An 18,119-nucleotide genomic window follows, 5' to 3' on the forward strand; every position below is an offset into this window, starting at 1 on the left:
GGTGAAATCCTTCCTAACTTCTTTATGGTCTTAACAGCAGGTTAACAAGAATTGCCAAGTGTTCATATGGCATTCATGAGTCAATGTATGCATGACTCCATCTCCAGCACCGAGAATTTCATCTAATTCAGCATCTGTAATCTCAACAAGTACATCTTTCATGTTCGTCTCCTTTGAGGTATCCAAATAAAATAATGTAGTTAATAGAGATTAGGAAGAACTTCACCTATTCCTAGTTACTTAGGACAATTTAATAATCACAAATATAAAAGTGCCTATCCATCAACATGCATATTTTGTCCACTATAGGGTACATGTAGTTCTATGCATAAGATATATATCTTCATGTTAGTTTTTGATACATGCAACTCACCTAAGCTATTGAATACACAGCATCATAAACATTCCTCATACTAAAATGATAGCTTTTAAAACATATCTACAAATAACTTCACCACTCAACAACGTTAGGGATCCTCTTCAAACAATACAGGAATAGCTAAGTTTGTCATAGCCTATGTCTTTGCAAAATAAAAACCTCTAGAGTAAAACACCAACTATTAATAAGCCGTGCACACAACTCGGATTATAGGCGAAAAAAAATTCGATGAGGACCAGACAAAAGACAACTTTTATTGAAAACTCCCATTTATAAGAGTATAAAAAAACTTTTCATATTACTTTTGCAAAACAGCAAACAAAGAATCATAATATTTAAACAACAAATATAAACAATAATTCAATCTATAGATTATAGATAAATATCTATTAATTGATACGTATTATCCAAGATCTTTACCAATACAAAACTAATTATAATCATGATACATCAAATAAGAAATGAAAAAGTTACGATACAAAATCATTAACAGATATACTTTCTGCAACTCACTCTGATACTACATGTGCCCCTTTTCTAAACATTTATAGGAAAGGGGCACACATATCCACGTCATTTTAAAAACACTCTGGTAATAGTAAACGCGACTCATAAAATAAAACTTCTAAAATTAAGCATGCTACTTTTGAAAGTCATTGACGATCTATTTCAGTTATAAACAAATTAATTTATATAATCTTAATTTAAGAAGACTTAAATAATCGTTACAGATTACATATTTACTTTGACGGTCACTCCCACTCAATCGTGGCAGGCGGCTTAGAAGTTACATCAAGCACTACACGATTAATTTGACGACATTCATTCGTAATTCGAGTAGAAATATTTGCCAATACATCGTAAGGCACACGAGACCAATCAGCTGTCATGGCATCCTCAGAGCTCACAGGACGCAAAACAATTGGAGAACCATATGTGCGCTCATCACCCTGAACACCAACAGAATGAACATCAGCAAGCAAAACAACTGGGCATTGCCAAATATCGCGATCCAATCCAGCTTTAGAGAGCTCTTCGCGCGCAATAGCATCTGCTTCACGAAGAACAGCTAAGCGTTCGCGTGTAATCTCACCCACAATACGAATACCTAAACCAGGACCCGGGAATGGCTGACGCCAAACAATTTCATCTGGAAGTCCAAGCTCAGTTCCAATAGCACGAACTTCATCCTTAAACAAAGTACGCAAAGGTTCAATAAGCTTAAACTTCAAATCTTTTGGCAAACCTCCAACATTGTGATGAGATTTGATATTTGCAGCACCATCACCACCACCGGACTCAACTACATCCGGGTAAAGTGTGCCTTGCACAAGGAACTTAACTTCAGCTCCAGTTTTACCAGCTTCTTCAATAACTTGACGCTGAGCTTTTTCAAAAGTGCGTATAAACTTTTCGCCAATAATCTTGCGCTTGCGCTCCGGCTCACTCACGCCTTTAAGTGCGTTCAAAAAGTCATCTTCTGCATCAACTGCAATAAGTTTAATGCCTGTTGCTTCAACAAAATCATGCTTAACCTGCTCAACTTCGCCTTTACGAAGCAAACCGTGGTCAACAAAAACGCAAGTAAGCTGATTGCCAATTGCTTTATGCACCAATGCTGCAGCAACAGCAGAATCTACGCCACCAGAAAGACCACAAATAACTTGTGCATTCCCAACTTCTGCGCGAATCTTAGCAACTTGATCCTCAATAATGTTAGAAGGATTCCAATTATTATTCAGTCCTGCACACTTATGTAAGAATGTAGATATAAGTTCCTGACCCAATGGAGTGTGTTTAACTTCTGGATGCCATTGCACACCGTAAAGTTTGCGACTTTCGTCTTGCATTGCTGCAACTGGAGCACCTTCTGTGTGAGCCAAGACCGTAAAACCTTCTGGAGCACGCTTAACAGCAACACCGTGACTCATCCAAGTATTCTGCGCAGATGGAGATCCGGAAAGTAAACCTTCAGAATCATCAATAGTTGCAGCAGTCTTGCCATACTCACCAAGTGCAGCTTTATCGACATCGCCACCAAGCTCATGAGCCATTACCTGGAAGCCATAGCAAATACCAAGAACCGGTACACCTGCTTCAAAAATCTTTGGATCAATGTCAGGAGCACCTGGTTCATAAACAGAAGCAGGACCGCCTGAAAGAATAATAGCTTGAGGATCCTTAGCAAGCATTTCGTCAACTGGCATAGAGTGAGGAACAAGTTCTGAATACACATTTGCTTCGCGCACTCGACGAGCAATAAGCTGAGCATATTGAGCGCCAAAATCAACGACAAGCACTGGTCCTTTTGCCATGATTCTCCTTATATATAAGTTCTAATACGATTCAACTTATAATAGTGAAACTTTGCGACGTTACGTAATTACAAAACGCCGAAAATTAAACACAAAAGTTACACGTACAGTCTAACACTGCAAAATAACGTTGACAGATTTTTGTGCGAAACGCTTAACTATAAAGTATAAAATGAACATTAAATATAACATAATCTATACAAATGGCTCATTTTTTACGCACATAATCACACATTTTTTCAACACAAATGCACGAAGAAGTAACCAAACGAACAAAAGTCAGACGCTGGCACTATACTGAAACGGATGGAAAAAGAGCTGTAATACATTTGTTTTCCAGTCTCTATAACCAAATGGTAATGATCAAATTGCACTGAAAAGTGCTTGAGTACAGGAGTACACATGACGAGTCCTGTTATTGGCACACCTTGGAAGAAGCTCAACGCTCCAGTTTCCGAGGCAGCTATCGAAGGCGTAGACAAGTACTGGCGCGTTGCCAACTATCTTGCAATTGGCCAAATTTATCTTCGCAGCAACCCTCTAATGAAGGAGCCGTTCACTCGCGAAGACGTTAAGCATCGCCTGGTGGGCCACTGGGGCACCACTCCAGGTCTTAACTTCCTTATTGGCCACATCAACCGTTTCATTGCTGACCACCAGCAGAATACCGTGATTATCATGGGTCCAGGCCACGGCGGTCCAGCTGGTACTGCTCAGTCCTACCTCGACGGTACTTACACTGAGTACTATCCAAAGATTACAAAGGACGAAGCTGGTTTGCAGAAGTTCTTCCGCCAGTTCTCTTACCCAGGCGGTATTCCTTCTCACTTCGCTCCTGAAACCCCAGGCTCCATCCACGAAGGTGGCGAGCTTGGTTATGCACTCTCCCACGCTTACGGCGCTGTTATGAACAACCCAAGCTTGTTCGTTCCAGCAATCGTTGGCGATGGTGAAGCTGAGACCGGTCCTTTGGCTACCGGTTGGCAGTCCAACAAGCTTGTGAACCCACGTACCGATGGTATCGTGCTTCCAATCTTGCACTTGAATGGCTATAAGATCGCTAACCCAACAATTCTTTCCCGTATTTCCGATGAAGAGCTTCATGAGTTCTTCCATGGCATGGGTTACGAACCATACGAGTTCGTTGCTGGCTTCGACGATGAGGATCATATGTCCATCCACCGTCGCTTCGCTGACATGTTCGAAACTATCTTCGATGAAATTTGCGATATTAAGGCTGAGGCTCAAACTAACGATGTAACTCGTCCTTACTACCCAATGATTATCTTCCGCACTCCAAAGGGTTGGACCTGCCCGAAGTTCATCGATGGCAAGAAGACCGAAGGTTCTTGGCGTGCACACCAGGTGCCACTGGCATCTGCTCGCGATACCGAAGCTCACTTCGAGGTTTTGAAGAACTGGATGAAGTCCTACAAGCCTGAAGAGCTCTTCGATGAAAAGGGTGCTGTTAAGGAAGACGTTCTTTCCTTCATGCCAAAGGGCGAACTCCGTATTGGCGAAAATCCAAACGCCAATGGTGGTCGTATTCGTGAAGACTTGAAGCTTCCAAAGCTTGAAGATTACGAAGTCAAGGAAGTTAAGGAATTCGGTCACGGCTGGGGTCAGCTCGAAGCTACCCGTCGTCTTGGTGTTTACACTCGTGACATCATCAAGAACAACCCAGATTCCTTCCGTATCTTCGGACCAGATGAGACTGCTTCCAACCGTTTGCAGGCTGCTTACGAAGTAACCAATAAGCAGTGGGATGCTGGCTATCTCTCCGGCTTAGTTGATGAGCACATGGCTGTTACCGGCCAGGTTACCGAGCAGCTTTCCGAGCATCAGATGGAAGGCTTCCTCGAGGGTTACTTGCTCACCGGTCGTCACGGCATCTGGAGCTCTTACGAGTCCTTCGTACACGTTATCGACTCCATGTTGAACCAGCACGCAAAGTGGCTTGAGGCTACCGTTCGCGAGATTCCATGGCGTAAGCCAATCTCCTCTGTGAACTTGTTGGTATCCTCTCACGTATGGCGTCAGGATCACAACGGCTTCTCGCACCAGGATCCAGGCGTAACCTCCGTGCTCTTGAACAAGACCTTCAACAACGATCACGTAATTGGCATTTACTTCCCAGTAGATTCCAACATGTTGCTTGCTGTTGCTGAAAAGGCTTACAAGTCTACCAACATGATTAATGCTATCTTCGCTGGTAAGCAGCCAGCTGCTACTTGGTTGACTCTCGACGAAGCTCGCGAAGAGCTCGAGAAGGGTGCTGCTGAGTGGAAGTGGGCTTCCAACGCTAAGAACAATGACGAAGTTCAGGTTGTTCTCGCTGGTGTTGGTGATGTTCCACAGCAGGAATTGATGGCAGCTGCCGACAAGTTGAACAAGCTTGGCGTTAAGTTCAAGGTTGTTAACGTTGTTGACTTGCTCAAGTTGCAGTCCGCTAAGGAAAACAACGAAGCTTTGACTGACGAAGAGTTCACTGAACTCTTCACTGCTGACAAGCCAGTCCTCTTCGCTTATCACTCCTATGCACATGACGTTCGCGGCTTGATTTACGATCGTCCAAACCACGACAACTTCAACGTCCATGGCTACAAGGAGCAGGGCTCCACCACCACGCCATACGACATGGTTCGCGTGAACGACATGGATCGTTACGAGCTTACCGCTGAAGCTTTGCGCATGGTTGACGCAGCTAAGTATGCCGACGAAATCAAGAAGCTCGAGGACTTCCGCCTCGAAGCCTTCCAGTATGCAGTCGACAAGGGTCTTGATCACCCAGACTACACCGATTGGGTATGGCCAGGCGTTAAGACCGACAAGCCAGGCGCTGTCACCGCTACCGCTGCAACCGCAGGCGATAACGAGTAGTTTTAAGCTGATAAAGTTAAAACTGGTTAGCTAAAACATTTCGGGAGTCAATCAAAAGGTTGGCTCCCGTTTTGTGTATTAAAACAAAAAAGCTTCATCTATTAAAAACAAACAATGCAATAAAACTGGTTATATGCAAAATAAATTACATTTATAATTACTATTTTGTGCGTGTACAACGTAGATAAGCCGTACAATAGAAAAAGTTTGTTTATATTGCAAAATGCAAAACTTACATTAACAATATAAACCTAGCAGTAACACGAAGTATCAAAGGAGAACGCATCGTGTCGCATATTAATGTAACAATTATCGGCAACGAAGATATGTACGGCAGAAATGCTGTTACATTCGGAATAACACATATTCTGTCTAATAACTACAGCACTACTGTTTTTCGTCCATGCGCTCAACCAAATGACACTTTTACTAAACAACTTTTGGGTATCGCAAATACTTCAACGAAATTAGAGCAAGTTATTGCAACAACTCCAGAAATAGTTAGAACAAATAAAGATACAGTGCGCGGAGATATCGTTGCACGCTATAACGAATTATTGCAATCCACTTCTGCTCAAGCTTCTATTATTGTTTCTAGTGACGCAAACCCAGCATATGATCCAGAACTGTTTTCTTTCGACGCAACTGTTGCAGCTGACTTGGCATCACCTGTTTTTCTCACAGTTTCAGCTCAAGGCAGAAACTCACAACAAATTTTACAAACTATAGATTCTGCTAATGCTTGCGTTCTTAAATCATGCACACAGGTTTTAGGAGTATTTGTTACAAACTGCGATCCAGAACTTGGAGCTGAGTTGATGCGTGACTATAGCTCTAGGAATTATGCAAACTCAGACGACGAAGCATCCCGAGTAAGCCAAACTCCATTATGGGTTTTGCCACCAATAGATGAAGAAACTAAAAATTCTTCATTAGAAACATTCGTAAATTGCGTTCGAGAAAATGATGTTCTTAATGCTCTCCACCAACCATTTAAAGCTCCAACTACACCTTATGCTTTCCAATACAGTTTATTAGGAAAAGCAAAAGAAAATAAGAAAACTATAGTTCTTCCAGAAGGAGAAGAAGATCGCATTCTTAAAGCAGCAAACTATTTGCTAGAACGTGATATTGTAAATCTAATTATCATTGGAGAACGCGAATCTATTCTTGCTCGAGCAGAAGAACTAAATCTCAATTCTCTTTGCAAAGCTAGTTTCCAATCTATGCACGATGAAGCAATGCTAAGCCATATGATTACAAAACTTTGCGAATTAAGAGCAAAGAAAGAAATGACAGAAAAACAAGCACGTGAACAACTAACAGATGCAAGCTACTTCGGCACTATGCTAGTAGTACTAGGACAGGCAGACGGTCTTGTTTCTGGTTCAGTAAATTCAACAGCTAACACTGTACGTCCTGCTCTTCAAGTTATCAAAACTAAGCCTGGTTCTAAGCTGGTTTCTGGAGCATTCCTTATGTGCTTCAAAGATCACGTATCTGTATTTGCAGATTGTGCAATCAACCCAAATCCTAGTGCAGAACAGCTTGCTGATATTGCTATTCAGTCTGCACACACTGCTGAGACTTTCGGGCTCAACCCTAAAGTTGGAATGCTATCCTACTCAACGCTTGGTTCCGGCAAAGGACCAGATGTTGATACTGTAGAAGAAGCAACACGCATTGCGAAAGAAAAGGCACCTGATTTAGCAATTGTTGGATCTATACAGTTTGATGCAGCATGGTCTCCTACAGTTGCTGCAGCAAAAGCAAAAAATAATAGTATTGCTGGTCATGTGAATGTATTCGTATTCCCTGATTTGTGCGCAGGAAATATCGCTTATAAAGCCGTGCAACGCTCTAGCGGAGCGCTGGCTGTTGGTCCAATTTTGCAAGGATTAAATAAGCCTGTAAATGATTTATCTAGAGGAGCTTTAGTACAAGATATTATTAATACTGTTGCTTTAACCGCTTTAGAAGCACAATCAGAATAAACATAATAAAGCTCCTAAAACAGCACCACAGTGCATACACGATTTTTAGGTATTGCATTGCACTCAATATCTTTAAGTTTGTAGGAACTTAACGCTAAACTAGAGCGTGGCAATTTACAAGCCTTATCAATACTTATGGAGGATGCCCACATGGCAAAAACCGTTCTTGTTATCAATTCTGGTTCCAGTTCGATTAAGTATCAGCTCGTTGACTTAGAAAGCGGTGAAGGTATCGCTTCCGGCATCGTTGAGAAGATTGGCGAGCCAGTTGACGGACACTACAAGCACGTATTCAATGGCGAAAAGCATGAGTTCGATGAGCCAGTTCACGACCACGAGCAGGGCTTAAAACGCGTACTTGGATTCTTCGAAGAATATGGTCCAAAGCTTTCAGAGTCTGGCATTGTTGCTGTCGGTCACCGCGTTGTTCAGGGTGGCTTAACATTCCCTAAGCCTGCATTAGTCAATGAAAAGACAATCAATAAGGTTAAGGATTTGGCAGTTTTGGCTCCACTTCACAACGGCCCAGAAGCTGTTGGCGCTGAAGTCATGACTGAACTTTTGCCAGACGTTCCGCAGATTATGGTATTCGATTCTTCCTTCTTCCATGCTTTGCCACAGGTTGCAGCAACTTATGCTTTGAATAAGGAAATTGCAGACCGCTATCATATTCGTCGTTACGGTGCTCACGGCACTTCTCACGAATACATTGGCTCTGTTGTTCCAAGCGTTGTAGGTAAGCCTGCAGAAGGTTTGAAGCAGATTGTTTTGCACATTGGTAACGGTGCTTCTGCTTCTGCTCAGATTTCTGGCAAGCCAGTTGAAACCTCTATGGGCTTAACCCCACTCGAAGGCTTAATGATGGGTGGCCGTACCGGCGATATTGATCCAGCTGTAGTCTTCCACCTTATTCGCAACGCTCACATGAACGTGGACGAACTTGATACTCTCTTCAACAAGCGTTCAGGCATGATGGGTATGACTGGTCATGGCGATTTGCGTGATATTCACAAGCTCATCGCAGAAGGCGATGAAAACGCTAAGCTCGCTCTCGGCGTATACGTGCACCGCATTGTTGGTTATATTGGCAACTATACTGCTCAAATGGGCGGCGTTGATGTCATTACCTTCACAGCTGGTGTCGGCGAAAACGACGAAATTGTACGCGCTCGCGTATGCGAAAAGCTTGAGCCATTCGGCGTTAAGCTCGATAAGGAAAAGAATTTGGTTCGTTCTAAGGAGCCACGCGTTATTTCCACTCCAGACAGCTCTGTGATTATTGCTGTAATTCCAACGAACGAAGAGTTGGCTATCGCACGCAAGGCTGCAGCTATTGCTGAAGCTGGCGAAGATAGCTACGGCAACAAGTTCAAGCACTAAATTGTTTGCGCTTAACTGCGTAGAACAAACAAATAAATAGATATAAATAATCCCGGGTCAAAAAGGCTCGGGATTATTTGTTATTCAAGCATTTTATGCCACATGCCTGGAAAATCAGGAATCGTTTTGCGAGTAGTAGAAATATTTTTGATTCTTATATTTTCTATGCGCAATCCAAGCATTGCAGCAAAAGTTGCCATTCTGTGATCCGCATAAGTTTCCATTACTTCCCCATGCATATGGTTACTTGGCTCAATACGAATTCCATCTTCGAGCTCTTTAGCGCCAATCCCAACTCGATTCAATTCATTAACTAACGCTTGCAAACGATTCGTTTCATGCCCTCTCAAATGCGCGATACCATGAAGTTCACTTGGACCGTCCGCAAAAGCAAGAATAGCTGCAATACTAGGAGCAATCTCCCCTGCTGCACTCAAATCAAGATATGGAATTGCTTTAATCGCACTATCGCTTTCCACATGCATTATTCCAGCATCATCACCTGTTTTTTCAAAATTAACTTTTGCACACATTTTTTCTAATATTCCAGGAAGCAATCCTCCAGGTTGAGTTGAAGAAAACGGCCAATTAGGTATACTGACACTTCCTCCAGCAATCAATGATGCTCCTAAAAATGGCGCAGCATTAGAAAGATCAGGCTCTATAGTAACAACGTTAGCTAGATTTATTTTACTCTCTTTAACATGCCACATTGCGTTGCTAGTCATATTTACAGACCCACCCGCTTTGCAAATATCGTCCATAGTCATGCGAATATGTGGCATACTTGGCAATGTGTCACCAATATGTTTAAGCTCTAATCCACCAGGAATACGTGAACCAATCAGAAGCAGCGCAGAAATAAATTGTGATGATGAAGAAGAATCAATTTGCACGATTTTTTCAGAAAAATTATTTATTTTAAATTCGACTGAAGGTGGCGTAATAGTAAAAGGTAAAAAACCCTCTTCTTCGTGATATTTTACGCGAGCACCAAGCTGCTCTAAACCGTCAAGAACTGGCTTCATAGGACGAGCATAAGCTTGCTTATCGCCATCAAATCGCACAGCTTTATTTGCAAATAAAGCTAAAGCTGCAACGAAACGCATTACAGTTCCAGCTAAACCGCAATACACTTCAGCATTATCTGGAACTCTAAAAACTCCGTCTTCTGGAGGAATTACACGAAGCTTAGTTCCATCTTCATTTAATGACTCACATCTAACGCCAAATGTAGATAAAGCGTTAATCATAAGATCCGTGTCGCGCGAGCGCAATAATCCTTGTAAAACTACTGATTTTGTGCCCAAAGCTGCCAAAATTAAATAACGATTCGACAAAGATTTACTGCCAGGAACCTCAATATAAGCTTTTAATTGATGATTAGCATACGGTGCTTTCCAAGGAGTAGTGCAATCTGCAATATCGTTAATATCACTCATACTATGAATACTATCGATTAACATGTACTGCTAAATAAGAATAAAAAGCAAAAATACGCATATTTCATTAGATATAAAAAGTCGGGGTGACAGGATTCGAACCTGCGACATCCTGCTCCCAAAGCAGGCGCGCTACCAAACTGCGCTACACCCCGAGACTTTTGAACTGATTACCAGTTCCAAGCACAATCAATTACAATAGCGCACTTTGCAGACAAATGCAAATTACGACACACGTATTATGAAAATTTTTTCTTCATTACAAAATTCAACTAGCAAAACTCATTACTAGCTACCAAACGATACAATAGAATTAGTTTGAAGAAAAAGGGGCTAAGTATGGGACGCTTCCAGCGAACAGAGGCAATGGGCTTAATATCATTCATAGTTTGCGCAGCTTGTGGAATGATTATTATGAGAATGTATATGGTAACAATGCCAGCGTTTTGGCAAATTAGTCAGCGACTATTCCTTACAGCTTCAACTATTGTGTCTTTGTGCAGCGTAGGCGCTTTTATTGTTGGATACTTGCGTACAAATAAAAAAGTTATCAGCCATCACTTAATTCGAGTAGCTAAGCATGCGTTTGAAATAACAGCACTTTCTACGATTTACGGCGCGACAATGTTTCTTATGTCTTTTGCTTTGCTATCTATTATTAATAGTATTATTGGCAGAGCAGCAATGAACAGTTATTTACCAGTATTATGCTCAGCATTATCTGGAATTGTTGGATACGCAACTCTTATTCAGGCTGAACTTCTCGAAGCTAAAACAGTGGCTTCTCTCCTGCCATTATTCGTTATTTCTGGAGCTGCAACTGCAGGTCTTACGACAGATGATCCGTGCTGGTATAACAATAATTTCTCTCAACTTGGAGACCGCACAACATTTGCAGCTAGTATGTTTAATGCAACACTTGTTTTGTCAGGAATTTGCATTATCATAACGAGCTACTTTGCTATTACTGAATTCGTTGCAACGCAGCATGAAATGCTGCAACACAATAGCCAAAAACTAATTAAACACTTCAAGATGCGCACAACTGTTATGGCAGCTTTGCTGATTCTTGGAGGAATATCGTTTATTGGAATAGGAACTTTTAGATACACACCACATCCTTTCTTACATGATTTGTGTGCTCGAGGAGTAACAGGATTAATTTGCACAATGCTTGTATGTCTTCCATGGCTTGCGCCTAAGCTTTCTCGCACATTCTATATTGCTTCCGATTTAGCGGTTATTCTTACTGCGTGGGCAGGAAATCAGTGGATACATGGAAATAATACTCTTACAAATGTTGAAGCATTATCGTGTCTGCTATTTCTTGGATGGATTATTGTATTTTCACGACAAGTTGCGGCTATGCAAAGCGATCGTCTTCAATCAAAAATAAATCAAGCTTTAGTATTAAATAGAAGCTCAAAAGCACAAATAGAATAAGAACAAAAAGATAAATTAAACTAACAAAAGCAGCGTAGAAACTTAAATTTCTGCGCTGCTTTTAGTTTTTACAAGTCACGAAATTCTTTACAAATAAAGCATAATATTTAATGTTCTGGTTTATGCTCACTCATAAGAAGCAAGAAACTACGAGATTGTGCAACAATATTAAATCCTGCCTCATATAACAATTCTGGACCCTTTGGATTATATGTGTCCACGATCAACTTCCACTTCTCACCATAACGTTTATCTGGCAAAGTAAAAGTAATAGGTTCATAATGCGCATTAAAAATAAGAATAAAGTCATTATCAACCATTCTCGTTCCATACCAGTCAGTTTCTGGAATATCCGAACCATTCAAATAAATCATCACAGATAAAGCATGAGTATTTGACCAGTCCTCCATATCCATAACAGTACCGTTATGATCAAGCCATTCAACTTGTGGAATATCGCTTACATCATCTCCAGCAGAACGACCCGTAAAGAAACGACGACGATGCAACACAGGGTGCTTTAATCGCAAGTGAATAAGCTTGGAAACGAAATCGAACATATCTCGTTGAGTTTCGTTATAATCCCAGCTTATCCACGAAATAGCGTTATCTTGACAATAAGCATTGTTATTGCCCTTCTGCGTACGCATGACTTCATCACCAGCGCATATCATAGGAATACCCTGGCTCATCAAAAGAGTTGAGAACAAATTACGTATTTGACGTTCACGCAATTCATTAACATCGTGAATATTAGTAGGTCCTTCAACACCGCAATTCCACGAACGATTGTCGTTCGCACCATCGCAATTGCCTTCCTTATTAGCTTCATTATGCTTTTCGTTATAGCTAACTAAATCGTTCATAGTGAAGCCATCGTGAGCTGTAATAAAGTTCACGGAAGCTACAGGCTTTCGTCCATTTTGCTCATATAAATCTGAGCTACCCATAAGTCTACTGGCAAATTCAGGTAATGTAGATGGTTGTGAACGCCAAAAGTCGCGGACACAATCGCGATATCTTCCATTCCATTCGGACCAACTTGGAGGGAATCCACCAACTTGATATCCACCAACACCAATATCCCAAGGCTCAGCGATAAGTTTTACACTTGAAATAATAGGATCCTGCTCAATAATGTCAAAGAATGCAGAAAGTTTATCTACTTCTTGGAACTGACGCGCAAGAGTTGCTGCTAAATCGAAACGGAAGCCATCAACATGCATTTCAGTTACCCAATAACGCAAACTATCTGTGATTAACCGCAATGCTTTTGGAGAACGCATAAGTAAGGAATTACCAGTACCGGTAGTATCAAAATAATGACGCTGGTCATTATCTACAAGGCGATAATATGCGCGATTATCAATACCACGGAAACTCAAAGTAGGACCACGATCATTGCCTTCAGCAGTGTGATTGTAAACCACGTCTAGAATAACTTCCATACCTGCAGCATGATATGCCTTAACCATTGATTTAAATTCGTTAACTTGCTCTCCGCGCTGACCAGAACTGGAGTAAGAATTTTGAGGAGCGAAGAAACCAATAGTGTTGTATCCCCAGTAGTTACTTAATCCTTTATTTTGCAAGAAAGAATCGTTTACAAACTGATGAATAGGCATCAATTCTATTGCAGTAACACCAAGCTTCCTTAAATAAGAAATAACGCTTGGATGTGCAAGTCCAGCATAAGTGCCTCTAATATCTGGAGGAACACGTTTATCAAGATTAGTCATTCCACGAACATGAGCTTCGTAAATAACGGAATCATGATACGGAATCATAGGGTGCTGATCATTACCCCAATCAAAATACGGATTAATAACTGCAGCCTTCATCGTATGATCCGCAGAATCTAAAGTATTCATTGCTGAAATATCATCTGGATTATCAAACCAATACGAGAAAAGACTCTCATCACCGTCTATATTTCCTTCAATCGCCTTGGCATATGGGTCAAGCAACAACTTATGAGGATTACACCATAAACCATGAGAAGGATCATAAGGTCCGTGAACACGATAACCATAACGCTGACCAGGCTGTATGCCTGAAACATAGTTATGCCACACGTATGAGTTCTGCTCAGTCATATCAATACGTGTTTCGTTATCATGCTCATCAAATAAACATAATTCAACACGCTTAGCAACTTCGGAAAACAGCGCAAAATTCACGCCAGCGCCATCATAGTTTGCGCCAAGCGGATACATGGAACCTGGTCGTATATGCATAATATAAGTATCTCATATATTCGAGTAGTTTTCACGTCATGTTGACGTTATTTAAAAAAAGATTGAATTTAAATGAAAGCCTCAATTAATAACGTAATTCCATGGATCGCAAGCTTCACCTAACCAAGCAACTTCTGGACGCTCTCCATACATTTCTTCTATGCAATCAGCAATATCATTAATCGCATAAGTAAACCACAATGATTCAATAGCACTATGAGAAGTGTTAATAATCATAGGATATGTGTGTTGAATGTAATCTTCACCAGAAGAAAGACGCAGTTTCGATTCATATTTAGCTCGCTCAATTGCATCAAGTGCAGGATGATGACGCAAATCGCTTGTAACATATACGTCAACTTTTTCCTTGCGAACTTCATCTAACAAGCTTTCCCCAGAACCAGGCAAAACAGCTACTGTACTAACTTTCGCATCAAGATTTCCAGCAACTTGAACACCAACTTTTGTATGAGGAAGAACGTTAAAAACATTTTGCGCAAAATCACGCAATGATATTGGCACATCCAAAACACCAATTCTGCCTAAGCCAATGTTACGTCCAGCAGAATCAATCTGTTTAGAAACAACAATTGGGCGCAAATTATGAAGACCAAAATACTCTGCCGCAGCATGAGCAACTCCGCGCCACGCGACATCCGCATTAGTGTGACCAACCCATAGCGCACAATTATTACTAATTAAGCGCTGTACAATTTCGCCACGAACAGTTTCGTTTGAAACTCCATGCACAGCTTTGAAAAATAGCGGATGATGAGTCACTAATAGGTTTGCACCCATTGATAACGCTCGATCAACTGCGCTAATCGTAGGATCACTAACACATACGATTCGCTGAATTTGGGAATTCAAGTCTCCAACAATAAGACCAGGCTCATCCCACTCTTCAGCAAAGCTTAATGGGTACAATGTTTCTATAGCTTCAATTACTTTGCTTAATCTAATCATTTCTTCTACCTTTAAGCAGTGCTAATGCGCTGCTAGTTGCCAATCTACACCAACTCCAGTAGAAACATTAAGAGGAACGTCTAAATGCACAGCATTTTCCATAGCTTTACGCACAATATTTTCTACCTGCGCTTGCTCACCATGTGAAATTTCCAGAATCAATTCATCATGTATTTGCAATATTACGCGGCTGCGCACTTTTGCTTCACGCAATCCCAAATCAACACGAAGCATAGCAAGTTTCATAATATCTGCTGCAGTACCTTGTATTGGAGCATTAAGAGCTCCGCGCTCAGCAGCTTCACGAGATGCACGATTATTGGAAGAAAGTTGCGGGAAATACCTACGTCGACCAAACATAGTTTCTGTGTACCCAAGTTCTTTTGCCTTCGACACAAGAGATTCCAAATAGTCATGAACATTGCCAAAAGTATCAAAATACTTATTTTTTAACATTTCAGCTTCAGCCGGACTAATAGAAAGTTGTTTTGCCAGCCCATAAGTACTCAATCCATATGCCAATCCATAGCTCATAGCTTTTACGTGAGAACGTTGATCCGGCGTTACTTGTTCAACAGGAATCTTATAAACTAAGCTAGCAACATATTTATGAAAATCTACGCCGGAACGGAATGCTTCAATAAGAGTTTTATCATGAGATGCATGGGCCATAATACGAAGCTCAACTTGTGAATAATCACAACTCATTAAATATTCAAATTCTTCTCCTGGAATAAAAGCAGCACGAATTTCACGACCAGCAGCATTCCTATTAGGAATATTTTGAAGATTAGGATCAGCAGAACTTAAACGTCCAGTTGCTGCAATAGTCTGCTCAAAAGTTGTATGGATGCGCCTATCGTCATAATGAGCTGCATCAATTAAACTTTGCACAATCTGTTTCAATTTATTAGTTTCGCGATGTTTAAGTAAAGCACCCAAGAATTGACTTGCAGGTTCTTCGGGATCGAGTTTAACGTACATAGCTTGCAAAGCTTCGGCATTAGTCGTGTACGAGCCATTCTTTGTGCGACGAGTAGGTTTAAGACCAAAATGCTCAAAAAGTATTTGCTGCAGCTGCTTAGGGCTTTGTAAATTAACAGAACTACCTGCAACTTTCCAAGCCATATTTTGCGCAAACTCAGCATCTGCAGAAAATTGCTTAAGCATACCACTTAAACGTTGCATATCAACTGCAGCACCGACGTCTTCCATGCCACGCAAAACTCGCGAAATAGGCATTTCCAAATCAGTCATCAAACCAGTTTGTTTTCTATCATCAAGTGTTGAAGCAAAATGAAGAGCCAAAAGACGAATAAGAAGCGTAGTTCTTAAGAATTTAGCTTCACACGCTTGAGTTTGCTTTTCATTAGTTTCTTCTTCACTAGCTGGCATTCCATCGTCAATAAGAAGATCAAGCTCACCCTGCTTAGCTTCATTTTCACCCAAATTATCTTCATCTGACTGAATATCTAAATAATGTTCAGCCATATTTTCTAACGTTTCAGCTCGAAAATCAGGCTCCAATAAATATGATGCCAATCGAGTATCAAGAAGTGGAGTGCCAAATGAATTATTCGAATCGAATAATTTTAGCGATTTTAGCAATCCCAAATGCTTTTTATAATCATGCAATACTGTTATTGAGGAATTTTTTTGCAAGAACTTTCGTAACATCTCAAGCAAAGCTTGATCTGACGATTGCAAATCAGTCGTATATAATATTGCAGCTTTATTAGCAATAAGAATTATTAAACAATCTGCAATCAACTCAAAATGATGTTTTGAATTCTTATTGCACTCATGAGCGTATATTACAACTTCTTGATTTTTCAGTATAGGTTCGGCACATTTACGAGAATTATTTATAATTTTTTCGGAATTTAATTCTTCAAAAGTGTCTTCAGTATTTTTTGAATCTTTCTTTATTTTTGTATAAAGCAAAGAAGAAACTGAATTCTCCCAATCAATAAAGTCCTCTACAGTTTTAACATGATGTAAGTCAATGCCTGCTAGCATTTCTTGAAAATTTTCTGCGTCAATATTTGATTGAGCACTTTGAGCTAGCTTATCATTATTAGCGTCACCTTCATACGTAGACGAAAACATTATACGCATATTATTTTCGATAGATTGTTGCATACCGTTGCTAAAAGTTTTGAGAATCTTTCTCTTTTTTAATTCGCCAAATTCAAGTTGAGACAGCAAGATTCCTAATTTTGCAGCATCAACATCACCAAAGCACAAATCATCTACAGTTACGCCTAAATCCAAATCGCAAACTAAAGCATTAACTTTACGGTTTAAACGAACTTGATCAATATTTTCTCTTAAAGCTTCTCCCTTTTTACCGCTAATCTCATTCGAATGTTCAATAATATTTTCTAGGCTGCCGAATTGATTAATCCATTTAGCAGCGTACCCATCTCCAACACCTGGAACTCCTGGAATATTATCTGCAGTTTCTCCTCTTAACGCTGCTAGATCAGGATATTGCTTAGGCGTAACATGATATTTTTCATAAACAGCATTCTTATCCATTTCTTTTAAGTCTTTAAAATGCTGTCCTGGATATAAAACAGTAATATTGTCATCTATAAGTTGGAATGCATCACGATCGCCAGAAAGTACTAAAGTTCTATAACCGGCATTCGAACCCATTACTGCAAGAGTGCCAATAACATCATCACCTTCATAACCGGGTTTCTCAATATAAGTGACACCAAGAGCTTTAAGCATCTGTTGAATGATAGGAAGCTGCGAAAGAAGCTCCTGTGGAGCAGCATCACGAGTACCTTTATATTGAGGCAGCATAGTATTTCTAAAAGTTCCACCTTTAACGTCAAAAGCAATAGCTAAGCGGTCAGGCTTCTCTTTTTTTACAACCTGTGAAAGCATAGTAATAAATCCCCAAATGGAATTTGTTGCTTGCCCAGAGCGAGTAGAAAAATTATCCGCAGATATTGCAAAAAAAGCACGGAACGCAAGAGAATGGCCATCGACAACCAACAACGTTCCTTTCTCATTCTTAAGTTCCGAAGAATGTTCTTCAACGATGTCGGTATTCACTGTTGACTACTCAC

10 protein-coding genes and 1 tRNA gene are annotated in these 18,119 nt (G+C 40.6%); 4 read left to right on the forward strand and 7 right to left on the reverse strand.

Translation table 11 applies throughout. From position 1 onward, the window contains the following. Positions 1-30 precede the first annotated feature (30 nt). Positions 31-162 (reverse strand): lacticin 481 family lantibiotic, encoded by a 132-nt coding sequence (locus tag P0108_RS05950; RefSeq protein WP_004111352.1) that lies wholly within the window; start codon positions 160-162, stop codon positions 31-33. 969 nt (positions 163-1,131) lie between these two features. Further along, complete coding sequence (gene guaA / locus P0108_RS05955) at positions 1,132-2,694, reverse strand: glutamine-hydrolyzing GMP synthase (protein WP_004111344.1); 1,563 nt, start codon at positions 2,692-2,694, stop codon at positions 1,132-1,134. A gap of 402 nt (positions 2,695-3,096) precedes the next feature. Here guaA and P0108_RS05960 point away from each other — a divergent pair, with 402 nt between their 5' ends. The 3 genes from P0108_RS05960 (at position 3,097) to P0108_RS05970 (ending at position 8,948) form a co-directional block, all read left to right on the forward strand. Continuing rightward, entirely contained in the window at positions 3,097-5,574 is a 2,478-nt protein-coding gene (locus P0108_RS05960) for a phosphoketolase (protein ID WP_004111342.1), read from the forward strand. Between the two features lie 287 nt (positions 5,575-5,861). After that, on the forward strand, positions 5,862-7,568 hold the full coding sequence (gene pta, locus P0108_RS05965) for a phosphate acetyltransferase (protein ID WP_473730864.1): 1,707 nt from the start codon (positions 5,862-5,864) through the stop codon (positions 7,566-7,568). Between the two features lie 150 nt (positions 7,569-7,718). Continuing rightward, positions 7,719-8,948: an acetate/propionate family kinase gene (locus P0108_RS05970; protein ID WP_064621523.1), complete on the forward strand. Its 1,230-nt coding sequence runs from the start codon at positions 7,719-7,721 to the stop codon at positions 8,946-8,948. Between the two features lie 80 nt (positions 8,949-9,028). On the opposite strand, the gene aroA is transcribed toward P0108_RS05970, so the two are convergent. After that, a complete protein-coding gene (aroA, locus tag P0108_RS05975) occupies positions 9,029-10,390 on the reverse strand; it encodes a 3-phosphoshikimate 1-carboxyvinyltransferase (RefSeq protein ID WP_033888764.1) in 1,362 nt (453 codons plus the stop codon). A gap of 81 nt (positions 10,391-10,471) precedes the next feature. Continuing rightward, a tRNA-Pro gene (locus tag P0108_RS05980) sits at positions 10,472-10,545 on the reverse strand. Between the two features lie 184 nt (positions 10,546-10,729). Here P0108_RS05980 and P0108_RS05985 point away from each other — a divergent pair. Beyond that, positions 10,730-11,833 carry an ABC transporter permease gene (locus P0108_RS05985; RefSeq protein ID WP_421783137.1) on the forward strand — a complete coding sequence of 368 codons (1,104 nt, stop codon included), beginning with the start codon at positions 10,730-10,732 and terminating at the stop codon, positions 11,831-11,833. Positions 11,834-11,940: 107 nt separating this feature from the next. On the opposite strand, the gene glgX is transcribed toward P0108_RS05985, so the two are convergent. From glgX to polA, 3 genes are all read right to left on the reverse strand, one after another. Then, positions 11,941-14,070 carry a glycogen debranching protein GlgX gene (gene glgX, locus P0108_RS05990; protein ID WP_012914065.1) on the reverse strand — a complete coding sequence of 710 codons (2,130 nt, stop codon included), beginning with the start codon at positions 14,068-14,070 and terminating at the stop codon, positions 11,941-11,943. Positions 14,071-14,151: 81 nt separating this feature from the next. Continuing rightward, entirely contained in the window at positions 14,152-15,036 is an 885-nt protein-coding gene (locus P0108_RS05995; protein ID WP_004106979.1) for a Nif3-like dinuclear metal center hexameric protein, read from the reverse strand. A gap of 21 nt (positions 15,037-15,057) precedes the next feature. Beyond that, positions 15,058-18,105: a DNA polymerase I gene (gene polA / locus P0108_RS06000; RefSeq protein ID WP_421783135.1), complete on the reverse strand. Its 3,048-nt coding sequence runs from the start codon at positions 18,103-18,105 to the stop codon at positions 15,058-15,060. Between the last annotated feature and the right edge of the window lie 14 nt (positions 18,106-18,119).

The organism is Gardnerella sp. c10Ua_244 (assembly GCF_055818055.1).

Excerpts from the sequence above, each read along its gene's own strand:
- P0108_RS05950 (WP_004111352.1), bottom strand. The coding sequence starts at position 162 with ATGAAAGATGTACTTGTTGAGATTACAGATGCTGAATTAGATGAAATT.
- guaA (WP_004111344.1), bottom strand. The coding sequence starts at position 2,694 with ATGGCAAAAGGACCAGTGCTTGTCGTTGATTTTGGCGCTCAATATGCT.
- P0108_RS05960 (WP_004111342.1), top strand. The coding sequence starts at position 3,097 with ATGACGAGTCCTGTTATTGGCACACCTTGGAAGAAGCTCAACGCTCCA.
- P0108_RS05970 (WP_064621523.1), top strand. The coding sequence starts at position 7,719 with ATGGCAAAAACCGTTCTTGTTATCAATTCTGGTTCCAGTTCGATTAAG.
- aroA (WP_033888764.1), bottom strand. The coding sequence starts at position 10,390 with ATGAGTGATATTAACGATATTGCAGATTGCACTACTCCTTGGAAAGCA.
- P0108_RS05985 (WP_421783137.1), top strand. The coding sequence starts at position 10,730 with ATGGGACGCTTCCAGCGAACAGAGGCAATGGGCTTAATATCATTCATA.
- glgX (WP_012914065.1), bottom strand. The coding sequence starts at position 14,070 with ATGCATATACGACCAGGTTCCATGTATCCGCTTGGCGCAAACTATGAT.
- P0108_RS05995 (WP_004106979.1), bottom strand. The coding sequence starts at position 15,036 with ATGATTAGATTAAGCAAAGTAATTGAAGCTATAGAAACATTGTACCCA.